This window comes from Vagococcus bubulae (genome assembly GCF_003950315.1).
Taxonomy (GTDB): domain Bacteria; phylum Bacillota; class Bacilli; order Lactobacillales; family Vagococcaceae; genus Vagococcus; species Vagococcus bubulae.
Genome location: NZ_NGJT01000018.1, coordinates 1 through 17,656, shown reverse-complemented (window position 1 = coordinate 17,656; position 17,656 = coordinate 1). Strand labels below are relative to the sequence as shown.

At 34.5% G+C, this 17,656-nt stretch carries 15 protein-coding genes and 1 pseudogene; 3 read left to right on the top strand and 13 right to left on the bottom strand.

Annotated elements, in window-relative coordinates; genetic code table 11:
* Positions 1-4: 4 nt before the first annotated feature.
* From CBF36_RS09170 to CBF36_RS09125, 10 genes are all read right to left on the bottom strand, one after another.
* On the bottom strand, positions 5-1,264 hold the full coding sequence (locus CBF36_RS09170; RefSeq protein ID WP_125958161.1) for an ABC transporter substrate-binding protein: 1,260 nt from the start codon (positions 1,262-1,264) through the stop codon (positions 5-7).
* 126 nt (positions 1,265-1,390) lie between these two features.
* Positions 1,391-2,236: an AraC family transcriptional regulator gene (locus CBF36_RS09165; protein ID WP_125958160.1), complete on the bottom strand. Its 846-nt coding sequence runs from the start codon at positions 2,234-2,236 to the stop codon at positions 1,391-1,393.
* Positions 2,237-2,382: 146 nt separating this feature from the next.
* Positions 2,383-3,414, bottom strand: coding sequence for a Gfo/Idh/MocA family protein (locus CBF36_RS09160; RefSeq protein WP_125958159.1), 1,032 nt, complete (start codon positions 3,412-3,414; stop codon positions 2,383-2,385).
* A gap of 11 nt (positions 3,415-3,425) precedes the next feature.
* A complete protein-coding gene (locus CBF36_RS09155) occupies positions 3,426-4,394 on the bottom strand; it encodes a sugar phosphate isomerase/epimerase family protein (protein ID WP_125958158.1) in 969 nt (322 codons plus the stop codon).
* Positions 4,395-4,409: 15 nt separating this feature from the next.
* On the bottom strand, positions 4,410-5,120 hold the full coding sequence (locus tag CBF36_RS09150) for a ThuA domain-containing protein (protein ID WP_125958157.1): 711 nt from the start codon (positions 5,118-5,120) through the stop codon (positions 4,410-4,412).
* Positions 5,121-5,128: 8 nt separating this feature from the next.
* Positions 5,129-6,208, bottom strand: coding sequence for a Gfo/Idh/MocA family protein (locus CBF36_RS09145; protein ID WP_125958156.1), 1,080 nt, complete (start codon positions 6,206-6,208; stop codon positions 5,129-5,131).
* A 77-nt stretch (positions 6,209-6,285) separates the two neighbouring features.
* Positions 6,286-7,161, bottom strand: a complete 876-nt coding sequence (locus CBF36_RS09140; RefSeq protein ID WP_125958155.1) for an AraC family transcriptional regulator — start codon at positions 7,159-7,161, stop codon at positions 6,286-6,288.
* Between the two features lie 92 nt (positions 7,162-7,253).
* Positions 7,254-8,261, bottom strand: coding sequence for a LacI family DNA-binding transcriptional regulator (locus tag CBF36_RS09135; protein WP_125958154.1), 1,008 nt, complete (start codon positions 8,259-8,261; stop codon positions 7,254-7,256).
* Between the two features lie 18 nt (positions 8,262-8,279).
* Entirely contained in the window at positions 8,280-9,107 is an 828-nt protein-coding gene (locus tag CBF36_RS09130) for an endonuclease/exonuclease/phosphatase family protein (protein WP_125958153.1), read from the bottom strand.
* Between the two features lie 15 nt (positions 9,108-9,122).
* Positions 9,123-11,294 carry a PTS transporter subunit IIBC gene (locus CBF36_RS09125; protein WP_125958152.1) on the bottom strand — a complete coding sequence of 724 codons (2,172 nt, stop codon included), beginning with the start codon at positions 11,292-11,294 and terminating at the stop codon, positions 9,123-9,125.
* Between the two features lie 203 nt (positions 11,295-11,497).
* Between CBF36_RS09125 and CBF36_RS09120 the strand changes: the two genes are divergently transcribed.
* Together CBF36_RS09120 and pgmB are read left to right on the top strand one after the other, a co-directional pair.
* On the top strand, positions 11,498-13,777 hold the full coding sequence (locus CBF36_RS09120; RefSeq protein ID WP_125958151.1) for a glycoside hydrolase family 65 protein: 2,280 nt from the start codon (positions 11,498-11,500) through the stop codon (positions 13,775-13,777).
* Position 13,778: 1 nt separating this feature from the next.
* A complete protein-coding gene (pgmB, locus tag CBF36_RS09115; RefSeq protein ID WP_125958150.1) occupies positions 13,779-14,438 on the top strand; it encodes a beta-phosphoglucomutase in 660 nt (219 codons plus the stop codon).
* A gap of 194 nt (positions 14,439-14,632) precedes the next feature.
* Here pgmB and CBF36_RS09110 read toward each other — a convergent pair whose 3' ends face one another.
* Positions 14,633-15,136: a LysR family transcriptional regulator substrate-binding protein gene (locus tag CBF36_RS09110; protein WP_125958149.1), complete on the bottom strand. Its 504-nt coding sequence runs from the start codon at positions 15,134-15,136 to the stop codon at positions 14,633-14,635.
* A 121-nt stretch (positions 15,137-15,257) separates the two neighbouring features.
* A complete protein-coding gene (locus CBF36_RS12590; protein ID WP_420824013.1) occupies positions 15,258-15,434 on the bottom strand; it encodes a hypothetical protein in 177 nt (58 codons plus the stop codon).
* 17 nt (positions 15,435-15,451) lie between these two features.
* On the opposite strand from CBF36_RS12590, the pseudogene CBF36_RS09105 reads away from it, so the two are divergent.
* Positions 15,452-16,033 (top strand): annotated as a pseudogene (locus CBF36_RS09105) (ketopantoate reductase C-terminal domain-containing protein); the annotation flags it as partial.
* 55 nt (positions 16,034-16,088) lie between these two features.
* Here CBF36_RS09105 and CBF36_RS09100 read toward each other — a convergent pair.
* The coding region (locus CBF36_RS09100) for a Cna B-type domain-containing protein (RefSeq protein ID WP_125958147.1) at positions 16,089-17,656 on the bottom strand (1,568 nt) is incomplete at its 5' end.

Genomic DNA, 17,656 nt, shown 5'->3' with positions numbered 1-17,656 from the left:
TTGTCTATTTTAGAACAGCATCAACTTCCGTAGCAATTTTATCAGTTACTTCGTTCACAGATTTTTTTCCATTAAATAATTCAGATAAATTATCAGTTTCAATTGTTTCTACTTTAATTGTTTCTTTTGAGAATGGTCTAATGACTGAGTAATCCATCATGTCAATATAGGCTTTAACATTAAAATCTTTTGCACTTTCAACCCATTTATCAGCAGTTCCAGAATATGCAGGAATAGCTGATCCTTCTTCTGCAGAAATCAAGTTAGCTTTTTCCGAACCTAAAAACTCAACAAACTTGGTCGCAGCTTCTTTATTTTTTGTAGTTGCTGAAACGGCATTTCCTAAACCATTATAGACTGATGCTCTTTGTTTTCCTTTTGGTAATACAGCAACATCAGTATTTTTCACCATGTATTCGTTAGATTTAAAATCTGCTAACATCCAAGAACCAAATAACCCCATACCTAACCGACCAGATTGCATAAATGAAACAGGTTTATTTTCAGCTAATTGATCAATACTTGGTGATACTTTTTCTTTCACAATTAAATCTGTATAAAACTGTAGTGCTTCTCTTGTTGCTGGATTAGTGATTTCAGATTTAGTTCTAGAGTCATTTAACATTTCTCCACCATTTTGATAAACAAAATTCCAGTATCCCTCATGACCATTATTTGGTGCAGCAATACCATAAATTCCTTTATCAGTATTAGTTATTTTTTTAGCCGCTTTTAATAAATCATCCCAAGTCCAATTCTCATTTGGATACTCTATTCCTGCTTCATCAAATAATGCCTTATTGTACCAAAGTCCTATTGTATCGATATCTTTTGGAATGGCATACTGCTTATCATTTAGAGAATATAACTCAGTTATTTCTTTAGGAAATTTAGTTAAATCAATATTATCTTTAGTAGATTCTGTCAAATCAAGTAGTATATCATTACTCATATATCTATATGCTTCATTTGAATGCATCCAAAATACATCAGGTAAACTTTCTCCTGTTGCGGCAGCATCAAGCTTAGTCCAATATTGATCCCAAGGTGTTACTTCCACATTTACTTTAATATTAGGATTCTCCTTTTCGAATTCCGATGCCATTTTTTTCATCCCTGATTCTTGGTTAGTATCCCATATAGCATAAGTTATAGTTGCTTTTTCATTTTTACTATCCTTTTGTGAATTATTTGATGAACAACCTACTAGCATACTTCCCATAAACATTAATCCTAAACTTTTAAGTAACCATTTCTTTTTCATTTATCCCAACGCCTTTCTCTAATGTAATTCCACTTTAACATAAAGCGCTTACAAAGATACTCTCCCTATTTTAGATATATTTATCCTTATTTTAGATTATAAAACTTTTATATACGTAAGTTTGCTTTAATGTTGGCCTTTATACACTGATGGAGCTTGACCAAATAATTTTTTAAAAGCTCGTGAAAATGACGGTACACTTTCATAACCAACTAAATCAGCTACTTCAGTAACTGTAATATTTCCTAATTCCAATAACACTGATGCTTTTTGTAAACGATATTCTTTTAAGTATCCTATCGGTGTAATTCCTAACTCTTCTTTAATTATTTGGCTTAAATAAGATGGATTTAAATTCATTGAGTTCGCTATACTTGAGATAGTTAACTCTTTTAAATGATAACTATTCTGAATATATAACATAAATGTTTTACTATACATTTTTTTCATGCTAATTCCTTCATAATATTTTGTACTTGGTATCCCGCCGTTTACCATACGAATCAAGTCAAAAAATATGGAGTAACGAAAAAGCATTTTCGAATAATCAAAAGGATTGCTATTAAGTAAATCTTCAAATTTAAAGTTCAAATTATTCCCTTTTGAATGGAACATACCCGTATCAGTAAATTGATCAATAAATCGGCTGAGTAATATCTCTTCTACTCTAGAGCCATTAAATCCCAACCAATAATATTCCCAAGGTTCTTCTGCATCTGCTTCATAGTAGCTTAGCTCATTTGGACGAATTAGGAAAAAGTTTTTCTCTTTTAAATGATATGTTTTCCCATTAATCTTAAATATACCTTTTCCCTTAATTATATAATGAATCACATAATGTTCTCTTATTTTAGGTCCATAAGAATGTTTAGGTAAACATGTTTCATGACCAACATTCAAGAATAATAATTCTGAAAATATTTCTTCATTAAAAAAAATATCTCTATATTTACGATTATTGATAATAATCATCTCCTAGGTTATTTGTTAAATCATTATAGATAATTTTTTTATTTTTTTCAATTTTACCATTTAATAGATTTTTAAATAGATATAAAAAAATACATCTGATTGTATTATCAGATGCATTATTTTCTATATTATTCTTATACTGTTAACTATATACAACTTTGCGCCACTTCGAATATTCTTTCAATCAGTGCTAATACATTTCTAACTTCGTCATTTTTTACAATTGGTGTTGCATTATTAACAACGACATCATGGAAATTTTCATAAAATCCATCATAATCTGCGTCTACTTCAACGATTGGTAAGGTTGTAGTCGCATCTTCTGAAGGTGGGGACATTGTTTTAGTTAATCCTTGTCCCGCTTTAATTGGTACTAAATTGTGATGATCAATCACGCCGGTTTGTTTCACTATTTTACCCGACAAATCCCAATCATCAATGACAGCCGTTCCTTCAAGACCTTTGACATACCAACGTGGCAATTTCACAAAATTAGTTGTGCCAACTTCAACTAATGCTTTGACACCATTTTCAAAAGTAATGTAAGCAATAAAGCCATCATCCACTTCATCACCTAAGATATAGCTTAAATCAGCTGATACCTCTTTTACTGGACTATCAACCATAAAGAGCAGTTGATCCAGTAAGTGAACACCCCAATCAAGCAACATTCCCCCACCGTGTTTTTCTAAATGACGCCAATCTCCTGGAATGCCATTCGCTCCATGAACACGTGACTCAATTTGAAACAACTCACCAATCGGTTTCTTTTGATACATGTCTTGAATGATTAAAAAGTCATTGTCCCAACGTCTATTCTGATGCACCATAAACACTTGGCCCGTTTCGTTTGATACCAGAATCACATCATCTAATTCTTCGGTTGACATCATGGCTGGCTTTTCACAAATCACGTGTTTTCCACTTGTCATTGCTTGAATAGCCAAGTCTTTATGGACATCATTAGGTGTCGCAATCAGCACTGCGTCAATCGTATTATTTGATAATAACGCTTCTAATGACTCATACGTTTTTAGTCCCGCATATTTTGCTGCATCCAAACGATCTTTTTTTATATCATACGCACCGACTACTTGTACACCGTCTTCTTTTTTTATTAATTCACGATGGTGATAGCTTCCCATACCACCATACCCAATAATTCCTATATTAAGCATTTGAAAACCTCCTATGCCCACCACATGTCTGTTGGTTTATCATTAATCATGATTGATTTTAAATTAGTTACTGCTCGAGAAAATCCTTCGTCGATTGACATCAATGGGTCTTCATGCTCGATACTTAATACGTAATCATAACCATACAAACGCAACGCACTAACTATATCTGACCAATCTTGTAAACTATGACCACATCCTACTGATCTAAATGTCCACGCTCTTGATTGAACGTTTGTATAAGGTTGCATGTCAGTTACACCATACATATTCATGTTATCTTGATCTAGGTAAGTATCTTTTGCATGGAAATGATGAATCGCATTTTCTTTTCCTAAAATTTTAATCGCACCAACTGGTTCAATTCCTTGCCACCATAAATGAGAGGGATCCAAGTTACACCCAATGTTGTCCCCAGCTGCATCACGTAATTTCAACATAGTATATGGTGTATGAGCTAAAAAACCTCCATGAAGTTCAATCCCAATTTTCACTCCAGCTGTTTGACAGTCATTATTAATGTCTTTCCAGTAAGGGATTAATTTATTTTCCCACTGATAGTGATAGATATCTGTATAATCTGTTGGCCATGGTAAAACAGGCCAATTCACTGAAGTGTCTGTGTCGTTCCCTCCACCCACACCAGAGAAGCCATTCACCACTGGCACATTCATTAAAGAGGCTAATTTAATTGTTTTTCTTAATAACTCGTCTGCCTCTTTTGCTTCTGCTGGTTTTGGTGAAATAGGATTATGATGCGCACTAAAAGCACTAATTTCTAATCCTTTATCATTTAATTTTGCTTGATATTCTTTTCGTTTATCACTACTCGCAAGTAACGCATCGACATCACAGTGAGCACTTCCTGGAGAGCCACCTGTTCCAATCTCAACCATTTGTAACCCTTGCTCTGCTACTTTTTCAATCATCTCATCGAATGACAAATTATTAAATAATGGGGTAAAAACGCCTAATTTCATGTTTGTTTCCTCCTTTTATAACTCTTCTAATGGTGCATGACGACCATATGTTGGATAAGTACTATCCATTGGCTGACACCACTTCACTGCATTTTTAATCACTAGTTGAACTTGTTCGTTGTAATATGATGGATACGTTTCATGCCCAGGTTGGAAATAGAAAATTTTACCGTTTCCACGTCTAAAGGTACACCCTCCTCTAAATACCTCGCCACCTTTATACCAATTCACAAAAATCAATTCATCAGGTGCTGGTATATCAAAATGTTCGCCATACATTTCTTCTTTTTCTAGTTCAATGTATTCTCCAACCCCTTCTACAATAGGATGACTAGGATTAACATTCCAAATACGACAGGTTTCATCCGCTTCACGCCACTTTAAATCACATGACGTTCCCATTAAAGTCATAAAAATTTTAGACATATGACCAGAATGTAACACTATCAATCCCATACCTTGTAAGACACGTTGGTGCACGCGTTGAACGATTTCATCACTCACTTCATTATGGGCGATATGTCCCCACCAAACCAATACATCTGTATTATTTAATACCTCTTCCGTTAAACCATGGTCTGCTTCATCAAGTGTCGCTGTTTTAACGTCAAACTCTTCTTCTAAGAAAGAAGCTAATTGGTTATGAATGCCTTCTGGGTAAACTTTTTTTACCTCTTCGTCTGTCTTTTCATGCCTGTATTCATTCCACACTGTTACGTGAATCATCTTTTCACCTACTTATTAAGATATACTGGTTCGCCAGTTTTTGAAGACTGGTAAATCGCTTCTAAAATTTCTGTGACAACTAAGGCTTGTTCTGGTAATACCACTGGATCTGTGTCATTCAAAATAGCTTGTACCCAAGATTGTGCTTCTAAAAAGGCTGGGTCATTTCCTTCACCATCATAAAAATCAACGCCGCCTGTTTCTAATTCAATGTGTTTTTCATATAGTAAACCATGATCCTCACCATTAATAGTCAAGCCATCAAACATATCTGCCCCACCTTTTGTGCCAGATAAACTGGTTTTGGCTTCTCCGATTTGACGACTATTTAATGCCCAACTTGATTCTAAAGAAATCGTTGCGCCATCTTCCATCGTAATAAAACCAAATGCTGAGTCTTCTACAGTAAATTTTTCTGGATCCCAAGGTCCCCATGCATTGGCAGCATTTTTTGTTGGTGACAATTTATGATACGTATTTCCTACCACATATTTTGGCTTGTAGTTATTCATCATCCACAATGTTAAATCTAGTGCATGTGTCCCAATATCAATCAACGGACCTCCACCTTGTGCCTCTTCATCAAGGAATACTCCCCAAGTTGGTACCGCACGGCGACGAATCGCATGTGCTTTTCCATAATAAATATCTCCCAACTCGCCTTCTTCACATACTTGATGTAAGTAGCTAGCAGCTGTTGTGAAGCGATTTTGATACCCAATTGTTAATTTTTTTCCTGTTTCTTTTGCGGCTTCTAGCATTGCTTTGGCTTCTTCACTTGTTTTAGCCATTGGTTTTTCACACATCACATGTTTATCCGCTTTCATTGCAGCGATGGAAATTTCCGCATGAGAATTATTTGGTGTACAAACGTGCACCACATCGATACTTTTATCTGCTAATAACTCATGATAATCTTGATATACAGTTGCATCCATCGTCCCATACTCTACTTTTGCTTTTTCAGCACGTTCCACTATCACATCACAAAATGCGACCATTTCAACTTCTTCTACTTTGCTTAATGCTGGCATATGTTTTCCATTAGCAATACCACCACAACCAATAATCCCTACTTTTAATGTCATAAAAAAACCTCCATCGTTTTCTTGTTGATACATTCATCATACAAAAAAATGATAAGGTTTTCTTCCTGTTATTTTGGTCAATTATTCCCATATATTGTCTTATGGTATTTTAAAGGGGATAGTCCAACATGTTCTTTGAATACATGATGAAAGGTTTTAACACTATTAAATCCTGAACGTTCTGCCACTTCTATCATTGGAATATTTTCATGGGATAAGATATATTTTGCTTGATTTAAACGGTATTCTGTCAAAAAATGACTAAAATTTTGTCCTGTATTTTTTTTAAAAAAGCGTGAAAAATAATATGGGCTAAATCCCACATATTTGGCAACATCCTCTAGTGTAATCACCTCTTGAAAATGATTTTCTATGTAAATAAACACATCGTTCAGTCTTTCTAGCGTCTGTTTTTGATGGGTTGATTCAACAAAATTCCCTTCTTTGAGTGTACGATTTTTTTGAGGAATCTCACGATAATAGAAGACCAATAGTTGATGCAACAGACTTAATATAGCATAGTCATAGCCAAATTTTTTTTGCTGTACTTCTTTAAATAGTTTTTCTACAAGACTTCTCATCTCTTGCTCGACATCTTTCTCCCAAAACCGACTAAGATTTTCCGCTTTTTCAAATAGCGTGACAATGTCTTTATAATCTGATTGATTCACTAAATAATTTTGAAAAACGGCTAAATCAAATTGATAAACAATCCGTGTACTGCCTGGCGAAGCTAAAAAATAATGAGACTCACCACTACCAAAAATAAAAATTTCCCCTTCTTGCACTTGAAACAACTGATTATCATAACCAATATTGACTAGCCCTTTCGTCACATATATCATCTCAATTTCTTTGTGCCAATGTGGTGGTACAACAATCTCACCTTGGTTTTCAAATGCCCTAAAAGGTAGGCTATTATCCCATTCTGGTATTTCTAAATATAAACTCATTATCTTCCCTCCTTAATTATCTCAAGTTGTCTTTCTTGTATTATATAAAAAAATCCACCAATATTCTAAAAAGAATTTGGTGAATTTTTTTATTAACAGTCTATGACACTTTCTCGTTCAATTAATTTGTGTGGAATAATCACTCTCTTTTTCAACTCATCTGGATAATTAACTTGGTTTAGACACTCTAATACAGCAGACTTCGCTAGTTCACGTGTATTAATATCGACTGACGTAATATAAGGGTGAATCAAGGTTGAAAAAATAGAATTATTAAAACTAATAACCGATACATCATCAGGAACTGTTAGACCACTCAATTGGATAAACTGAATCACTTTTAAAGCAAACATATCATCAATCGCAATACATGCTGAGATTTTCCTTTCACTTAATAAGCTATCTAGCTGAATAAATTCATTGCTTTTTTCTAAATCACATACCGGATAACAGGGTAAGTGATTATCTTTTAAACACATTTCATACCCATAAAAACGTTCCTTAAAGAAATTTTCAGTTGAATTATTTGTTACAAATAAAATATCCTTGTGTCCCTTATCAATAAGGTACTGTGTGACACTCCTACCTAGTAGCTGATTGTCATTATCAACACAGCTAGTGTCATTGTAATAACGATATGGGTGTCCAATAATTGTAAATGGGATATTCTTCTCAATTAAAAAGTCTAAAATGAGATCATTTTCTTTTACATACATCAAGATAAAAGAGTCCACTCGTCTTTGCAAATAAAGTAGTGTTACTGCTTCCAGTAATTCCGTTTCGGTATTACCTGATGCTATAGCGATACTTACTTGATGTTTACTTGCTTCTTCATTCATTGCCGTAATCGCTTCTAAATAAAACGGCTCACTTGCTCGCTCTTTGGTTTCAATAATTGGCAAGACTACCCCAATAGCATTAGATAGTTTACTAACTAAGTTTCTTGCTGAAATATTTGGAACATAGCCTAACTTGTCCATTGCTTTTCTTACGCGCTCTTTTGTTTCTGCTGAAATACTTGGATGATCTTTCAAAACACGCGATACAGTTGAAGGGGCAACACCTACTTCTTTTGCAACATCTTTAATTGTAACTCCCATAATCTACTCTCCCATTAGTTATTCCATATCAATCGATACAACGACACCATAATGATCACTAACACATGGATAATTTTCTCCATCGAAGATCACGTCATGCGACCTCACCTGACAAGGTTCAGAAGCAAATATATAATCTATCCTTAACTGCTCTTTCGTGTGTTTCCACCCATCAATCTCTTTTGGAATGGTGTAACGCCCACTTGGATGCTTGGCTAATTCAAATGTATCCACAAAACTTTTCGTGACTAAATCATATGTTTCATTTTTAATCGTATCAGGGCCATTAAAATCTCCACATAGCAACATGAAACCAGATAATTTATCTAAAAAGAGTTTGCTTAAAGTCCATTCATCTTGAAATCCTTGTTTTGTTTCTTCACTCCACCAAGAATAATGACTACTTGTTACAAATAGTTCTTTATCCTCCACTGTTAGCTTTGAACAAAGCATCATTCGTCGTTTTACATCTGTCTTCTTATCCACTGATGATACTAACACTGCTTGTGATTGTAAAGGTTTTTTTGATAAAATTGCCACACCTTCTTCATAGATATCATATCCCACATGGCTATAAGTCCAACTCCAATGATAACTTTCCCCTAATTCAGCTAATCGTTTAACTAAGCATAACGCATAATTATCCTGTTTAATGATTGTCTTTTCATTGATTGATGGAACAAAATGAAGTGGCTTCTCCTCTGGTAACGCATCAATTCGTTGATTGACTTCTTGTAAAGACACTCCATCTAACCCACTAGATATAATATAGTGCGCCAATATATCCATCTTTTCTTCAGTATCTTCTTCCATCCAACTATGTACATTTAGTGTTAACCACTTCATCTTTTTTTCCTCACTTTATAATGATACTTGACCAATTTTTTCTGATGATTTATGTTCACCAACAGTTGATAACTCGAGCGTTTTAATTTCTTGTGTATTTGTAAAAACTACTACAATCGTGGTACCCTTTCCTTCATTCTCAACTGTTTCCCAATCGACTGTTGCTAATAATTGACCCGCTTTTACAGTATCACCTTCTTTAACTGATACGTCAAATACTTGTTTAGTCATCTCTACAGTATCTAGTCCCATATGTACTAACACTTCTAATCCTTCAGATGTTAATAATCCTATGGCATGTTTTGTTGGAAAAATAGACTGAACCACACCAGATACTGGTGAAACCACTTGATTATTCGACGGTTTTATCGCAAAACCATCGCCCATCATTTTTTGCGAAAACACATCATCTGAAACAGTTTCTATCGAAATGACTTCCCCATCTGCTACAGAAACAAATGGAATAATAACATTTTTTTGAACAGCTGTTTGGTCATTTGGTTCATCAATAACAGTATCGACAATAAGAGAATCAATATCAACGCCACTATCTAACGCATCTTGTACATCAGATTTAATAACATCTGCTTTAGGGCCATAAATGGCTTGTACTCCTGTATCTTTTAAGACTAGCCCTAGTGCACCAGCTTTTTTCCATTCTTGTTCTGTTCCAACTAAATCGGCATTTTTGACACTTACTCTTAAACGAGTCATACAAGCATCTACTTCAGAAATATTTGATTTTCCTCCGAGTAGTTGGATGATTGATACGATTTGCGGAGAGATTCCTTCAGAACTTCCTGATGAAGTTGGGTTATCTGACGTATCCACATCATAGTTTCCATTTCTTCCTGGTGTTGCTAAATTAAATTTCTTGATCATAAATCCAGCAATAAAATAAGAAACAATAGCAAACACGATAATACAAATCACAAAGTTAATCAAATCTTGTGTTAATCCTGCCTTAATGGCTAATGGTGTTCTTGTTAGCAACTCAATATTTCCAAATGAATGGACGCGTAACGAGATGATGTCGGCCATCGCAAATGCCGCTCCTTGAATCACTGCATACACTAGATACAACGGAACTGCTGCAAACATAAACATGAATTCTAACGGTTCTGTAACACCTGTTAAAAATACTGCCAACGCTGCTGAGACATACATTGATTTATATTGTTTTCTCTTATCACTATCCACATTTTTATACATCGCCAAAGTGAAGCCCATTAAAATACCAGATGCACCAATCATTTGTCCTACTTTAAAACGAGCTGGTGTCCAGTTTGATAACACATAATTATATTGTTCGACATTTCCAGCATTTTTTAAGTTAAATAAATCAGTTGCCCAAGCGAGCCATAGAGGATCTTGTCCGTAAACAAGTGTTCCTGCTTGTGCCCCAGATAAAATCTCATAGGTTCCACCTAGTTGAGTATAGTTGATTGGTATGGTCAACATATGATGCAATCCAAATGGTAATAATAATCTCTCAAGTGTTCCATATAAAAACGGTGCCAAAATTGGTGCAGATTCTTGTGATTGAGCAATCCACAAACCAAAATTATTAATTCCTGATTGAATAACTGGCCATACAATCGCTAAACCAATAGAAACTAGCGTTGACCAAAGTATGACAACAAATGGAACAAAGCGCTTACCATTGAAGAAAGACAAAGCATCTGGCAATTTTCTATAATTATAATATTTGTTATATGCCATCGCTCCGACAAATCCCGCAATAATTCCGACAAACACTCCCATATTTAACGCTGGTGCTTCAAGTACACTAGTGAAAAATCCTTTAACCATAATTTTAGTTCCAAATAATGTGTGAGTAAATGCTTCATCGTTTGTTAGCATTTCTGAAGTCACACCAAAAATTGAACCAGTAATACGATTAATCAAAATAAATGAAATACCTGCAGCAAAAGCTCCTCCTGCACGTTCTTTAGCCCAACTACCACCAATTGCTAGTGCAAATAATAAATGAAGATTTCCAATAATTCCCCATCCTATATTTTCAATTACCCCACCAGTTGTTACTAAAAATGCCATATCTGGTGACATCATCGGAATCGTTTTTCCGATACTAATCATTAATCCAGCAGCAGGCATGACAGCTACCACGACCATTAATGCTTTTCCAAATTTTTGCCAAAACTCAAAACTTAGCAACTTTTTCATTGTTTCCTTACCTCTTTCCTTAAATTAATCTTAAACGAAATCGTTTGCGTAATTCATATTATACGTATCAGTTTATGAAAAGTAAATACTTTTTTTATTGATATTCAAATGTTGCAAACAAAACATTTTTATTTTTTATATTGCTTTCGCAATCGTTTGCGTATATTATGTAATTAACAACTTTAATTCATGGAGGGAATAATATGACTCATTTAAAAAGACTGTTTGACATTAACCCATTTAAATTAACCACTCACTCATTACACAAAGAAGACATCCGTTTGCAAGAATCTTTAACAAGTATTGGAAATGGCTATATGGGATTAAGAGGAAACTTTGAAGAAGGTTTCTCAGGAGATAATCACAAAGGAACTTATTTGGCAGGTGTTTGGTATCCTGATAAAACACGTGTCGGTTGGTGGAAAAATGGTTACCCTGACTATTTTGGAAAAGTCATTAACGCAATTGATTTTATTGCTGTTGATATATATGTTAACACTCATAAAATCGATTTAAACACGATAGCACCTACAGATTTTTATCAAGAATTGGACATGCAACATGGCATTCTGTCACGTCATTTTACAGTAACCTTAGAAAACTGTACTATAAAATGTTCTTTTAAACGCTTGCTTAGCTTAACTATTAAAGAACTTGCTTTAGTTAACGTATCTGTCGAAATGATAGAAGGATCAGGTGAGATTACATTAGTCTCTAAATTAGACAATCATGTTCATAATGAAGATAGCAATTACGATGATATGTTTTGGGAACATAGACAAAGTGGTGAGAACTTTGTCACAGCAAAAACTATCAGCAACCCTTTCGGCATAGATGAATTCTGTGTGACAACGTTCATGCAAAATGATTTATCTCAACCAAACTTACCTACTAAAAAAGAATTTAAAGAGTTTGAAGCTTCAGAGATAATCACTACGACATTACAAACTAGCGACGTCATCTCATTAGATAAAAAAGTGATTGTCGTTACAAGCCGAGACATTTCAGAAAATAATCAATTAGATCATGCTAAAAATTTATTAAATCAAGTTAACGAAAATACTGTAGAAGAATTAATCTCTCAACATAAAAACGCTTGGTTAAAACGTTGGGAAGTAGCAGATGTGGTTATTACAGGAGATGACGAAGCTCAACAAGGCATTCGCTTCAATTTATTCCAATTATTTTCAACTTACTATGGTGAAGATGAACGCCTAAACATTGGTCCAAAAGGATTTACTGGTGAAAAATATGGCGGTGCTACTTATTGGGATACAGAAGCCTATGCTGTTCCGCTTTATTTATCTTTAGCAGAACCGAATGTAACGAAAAACTTATTAAAATATCGTCATAATCAGTTGCCTCAAGCACAGCACAATGCCAGACAACAAGGATTACAAGGCGCTCTCTATCCAATGGTTACTTTCACAGGTGTTGAGTGCCACAACGAATGGGAAATCACCTTTGAAGAAATCCACCGAAACGGTGCTATTGCTTATGCTATTTATAATTATACAAACTATACCGGTGACACCTCTTACTTGAAACACGAAGGACTAGAAGTATTATCTGAAATTTCACGTTTTTGGGCTGACAGAGTTCATTTTTCTAAACGTCATGATGCTTATATGATTCATGGTGTTACTGGACCAAATGAATATGAAAATAATATTAATAATAACTGGTACACAAACTATATTGCACGCTGGGTATTAAGCTACACACTCGAAAATTATCAACTTTATAAAAACGATACAACTATATCCTTGTCTGAAGAAGAAATGGCACATTGGCAAGATATTATCGATAAAATGTATTTACCGAAAGATGAAGAACTTGGCATTTTTGTTCAGCACGATACTTTTTTAGACAAGGATTTAATGCCTGTCACTAATTTAGATAAAAAAGATGTTCCGTTGAATCAAAACTGGTCTTGGGATAAAATTTTACGTTCTTGTTTTATCAAACAAGCAGATGTACTACAAGGAATTTATTTCTTTAACGATCAATTCACTATTGAAGAAAAACGTAAAAACTTTGAATTTTATGAGCCAATGACCGTACATGAATCATCCCTTTCTCCATGTATCCATTCCATATTAGCTGCAGAATTAGGGATGGAAGAAAAAGCGGTAGAAATGTATCAACGAACTGCCAGACTAGACTTAGATAACTACAATAATGACACAGATGACGGGCTACATATCACATCAATGACTGGAAGTTGGTTGACCATCGTACAAGGCTTTGCTCAGATGAAAGTTTTCAACGAATCACTTAGCTTTGCTCCTTTCTTACCAACAAAATGGGACAGTTATGCTTTCCATATAAACTATCGAGGTCGTCTACTTTATATCAGTGTATCAGACAACATTAACATTGATTTATTAAATGGCGAACCTTTAGATGTCACAATTTATGGTAATACGCACACACTAACCGACTCATTAACAGTTAAACTAATGACTAAAGGAGTGAAATAATATGTTTCAAGGAGTACTATTTGACTTAGATGGTGTCATCACAGATACGGCAGAATACCATTATAGAGCATGGAAGAGTTTAGCTAAGGAGTTAGGAATTGACATCGACCGAGAATTTAATGAGCAATTAAAAGGTGTGAGTCGCGAAGATTCGTTAGACTTAATTTTAAAACACGGTAGCAAGAGGTCTGATTTTGATGACGATACCTTTAAAGAGCTTGCTGCAAAAAAAAATGATGTTTACGTTGAGATGATACAATCTTTTTCAGAAGACGATATTTTCCCAGGAATTCTTCCCCTACTAAAAGAATTAAAGCAACATCATATAAAAATAGCCTTAGCCTCCGCCAGTAAAAATGGCCCATTATTATTAGAAAAAATGAAATTAACGAGTTATTTTGATGCTATTGTCGATCCTAGTAGTGTGGCTTCTGGCAAACCTGCACCAGATATTTTTATCGCTGCTGCAAAAGCCATTGATTGTCCGATATCAAGTTGTATTGGGATTGAAGATTCAAAAGCAGGTATTACAGCAATCAAAAAAAGTGGCGCTCTACCAATTGGTGTTGGTAACAGCCAAGATTTAGGTACAGACATCACACTAGTTTCAACCACCGACGAATTAACCTATGAGTTTTTAACAAAAAATTGGGTGGACTAATCTATAAAAGCTTCGAACCATGGAATAACCCAAGGCTCGAAGCTTTTTTCTTTGTTATAAAACTTGTTAATACCTTCATAAAAAAGATTAAATTGTCAGAGCATATATCCGTTGTTAAAGTATTAATGTAATTTACTTAGCATATCGATATGTTTTCTTACACTGCATTACACTTAACGTCTTGTACCCTTTTTTTACAGCCAAGATGCATCAATTTTTTTGATAAATTGAATAAATCCTTCCATATCAGGACTTAATATAAAATCTTTTCTCAAAGCAATCCCTATAGAGAAATGAGCATATTTATCCTTTAAAGGAATCCATTTCACACCACTACTTTTACCTATATCTTTATACTCTATAGGCAACAAACAAATTGATTGACTATTATCAAGACTACTCACTAACACTTGTAAGTCATCATGTTCTAACACGATATTTGGTTCATATCCATAATAACGAGTTCGATCTAAAAGGAGACGACTTATAGTATACTTTTCAATCGTCAAAGTCGAAAAACGTTGATTTTCAAGTTGTTTATACGTTAAGAACGATTTTTTAGATAACGGGTTACTTTCTGGAACAACCACATGAATATTGTACCCATTTGTAGTTGTTTCTAGTGGCTCTATATCGATATATTTTGAAAACAGGTTAGGAAATGACGTTAAACAAATATCAATTTCTTGATTTTTTATTTTTTTTGTAGTTCAGGGGAACCATCTTGAATAAGACTTAAATCGATATGAGGATGAGTTTGTAGAAAAATCGAAATTTCTTTCATAAATTGAATTGAGAAAATTGTTATTAAACCCACTTTTATTTTTTCTTTTTTGATATGTGATTTAGTTGATGCATGTCATCGACTAAATCGTCAAACATCTCAACAATAGTTGAACCTTTTTCATATAAAAAAGTACCTGAATCAGTTAATCTGAACGGTTCTACTCGATGATCAAATAAAGTTGTATTTAATTCATTTTCTAATTTTTTTATTGCAATAGATACTGTACGATAATATTTTTATTGGAAACACCATGTGGACGGCTAGTCTTGATGGTCCTGGAAAAGTCACTTTATTTGGTGATGGTAGTGTCGCTTTACAAAATCTTAGTCCAACTAAACATGATATGGCTGAAAAAATAGCTATGACACTTTCACATGCTAATTTAAATGCCAAAGTATCAAAAAACATATTAGCGACAATATATCGTAAAGCCTGTGTTAATGGAACACTTAATTGTTTATGCACTATTCTTGATTCTAATGTAGCAGATTTTGGCGATACGAAACCTGCCCTTCCTATTATTAAAGAAATTGTGTCAGAATTTTTAGCTGTTGCAAAGCACGAAGAAATCTATCTTGATGAACCAGATATTATCGAGCAAATCACTTGTTGTTTCAATAGAGAGACAGTTGGTCTTCATCATCCTTCCATGTATCAAGATCTTATTATCAAGCATCGCCTAACTGAAATAGACTACATTAATGGAGAAGTTGTAAGAAAAGGATTAGAATACAATATTCCTACTCCTTATTGCAAACTATTGACACAGCTGGTTCATTCAAAAGAAGAATTGCTTCAAGCAAAATAATATAAATAAATCCATATCCATCGAGAGTATCTTCTCGATAAATATGGATTTTTAATTAATGATTTAGTTTGTTATATAGAGGTAATGCTAAACCTAATAGTAATATAACCCCCAACAACATTAAAATACTTGTTTCTTTTTCACCTGTTTGTGGAAGTTTACTAATATCATTTTGCTTCTTAGTTGTTTTCTTAGAAGTTGGATGATTCAAACTATTAGTTGAAGATTCTTCTGTTGTTTTAGAAATTTTTGTATTTATTACTCTAAACCCTGTTAAGATATCACCAACTATTTCAGTTGTATAACCTTCTAATTGTGTTTCCGTCACTCGATATGAAATTTCTTTTCCATCTTTGTCATACTGATCTAACTTATCAAATGTGTGTTGCCAATTTGTTTCAGCTGTTAATGTCGCTTCTGACACTTCTTTATCATTCGCTAATAATTGAATCGTCACACTTTTCGCTTTGGGACCTACCCATTCTTTCGTGACTCCTACACTGACTTTACCCGTGATAGTATTCGTTACGACAAATCCGTCACTTGCTGTCCCACTAATGGTTGTATTATAACCGTCTACTGGCGTTTCAGTAATCGTGTAATCAATGACTTTGCCTGTTGTCGCATCATATTTTGGCAACTCTTTAAAGATATGTTCCCAGTTTGTTTTCGCTGTCACTGTTTGACTCGCAATGGTTTGACCGTCTGCTTTTAAATGAAGCTCTGCTGATTCTCCAGCTTTTCCTACCCAGCGTTTTTCAACTGGGATGGATACTGTTTCAGTATTCGTATTGCGTACCACAAAGCCTTCGGCTACGTTTCCACTAATTTCACTGTCATATCCCTTGATACTCGTTTCGGTTATTCGATATGTGATTTCTTTTCCATCTTTGTCATACTGATCTAACTTATCAAATGTGTGTTGCCAATTTGTTTCAGCTGTTAACGTCGCTTTTGACGCTTCTTTATCATTCGCTAATAATTGAATCGTCACATGTTTCGCTTTGGGGCCTACCCATTCTTTTGTGACTCCTACACTGACTTTACCCGTGATAGTATTCGTTACGACAAATCCGTCACTTGCTGTCCCACTAATGGTTGTATTATAACCGTTAACTGGTGTTTCAGTAATCGTATAATCAATGACTTCGCCTGTTGTCGCATCATATTTTGGCAACTCTTTAAAGATATGTTCCCAGTTTGTTTTCGCTGTCACTGTTTGACTCGCAATGGTTTGACCGTCTGCTTTTAGATGAATCTCTGCTGTTTCTCCAGCTTTTCCTACCCAACGTTTTTCAACTGGGATGGATACTGTTTCAGTATTCGTATTGCGTACCACAAAGCCTTCGGCTACGTTTCCACTAATTTCACTGTCATATCCCTTGATACTCGTTTCGGTTATTCGATATGTGATTTCTTTTCCATCTTTGTCATACTGATCTAACTTATCAAATGTGTGTTGCCAATTTGTTTCAGCTGTTAATGTCGCTTTTGATACTTCTTTATCATTCGCTAATAATTGAATCGTCACACTTTTCGCTTTGGGGCCTACCCATTCTTTCGTGACTCCTACACTGACTTTACCCGTGATAGTATTCGTTACGACAAATCCGTCACTTGCTG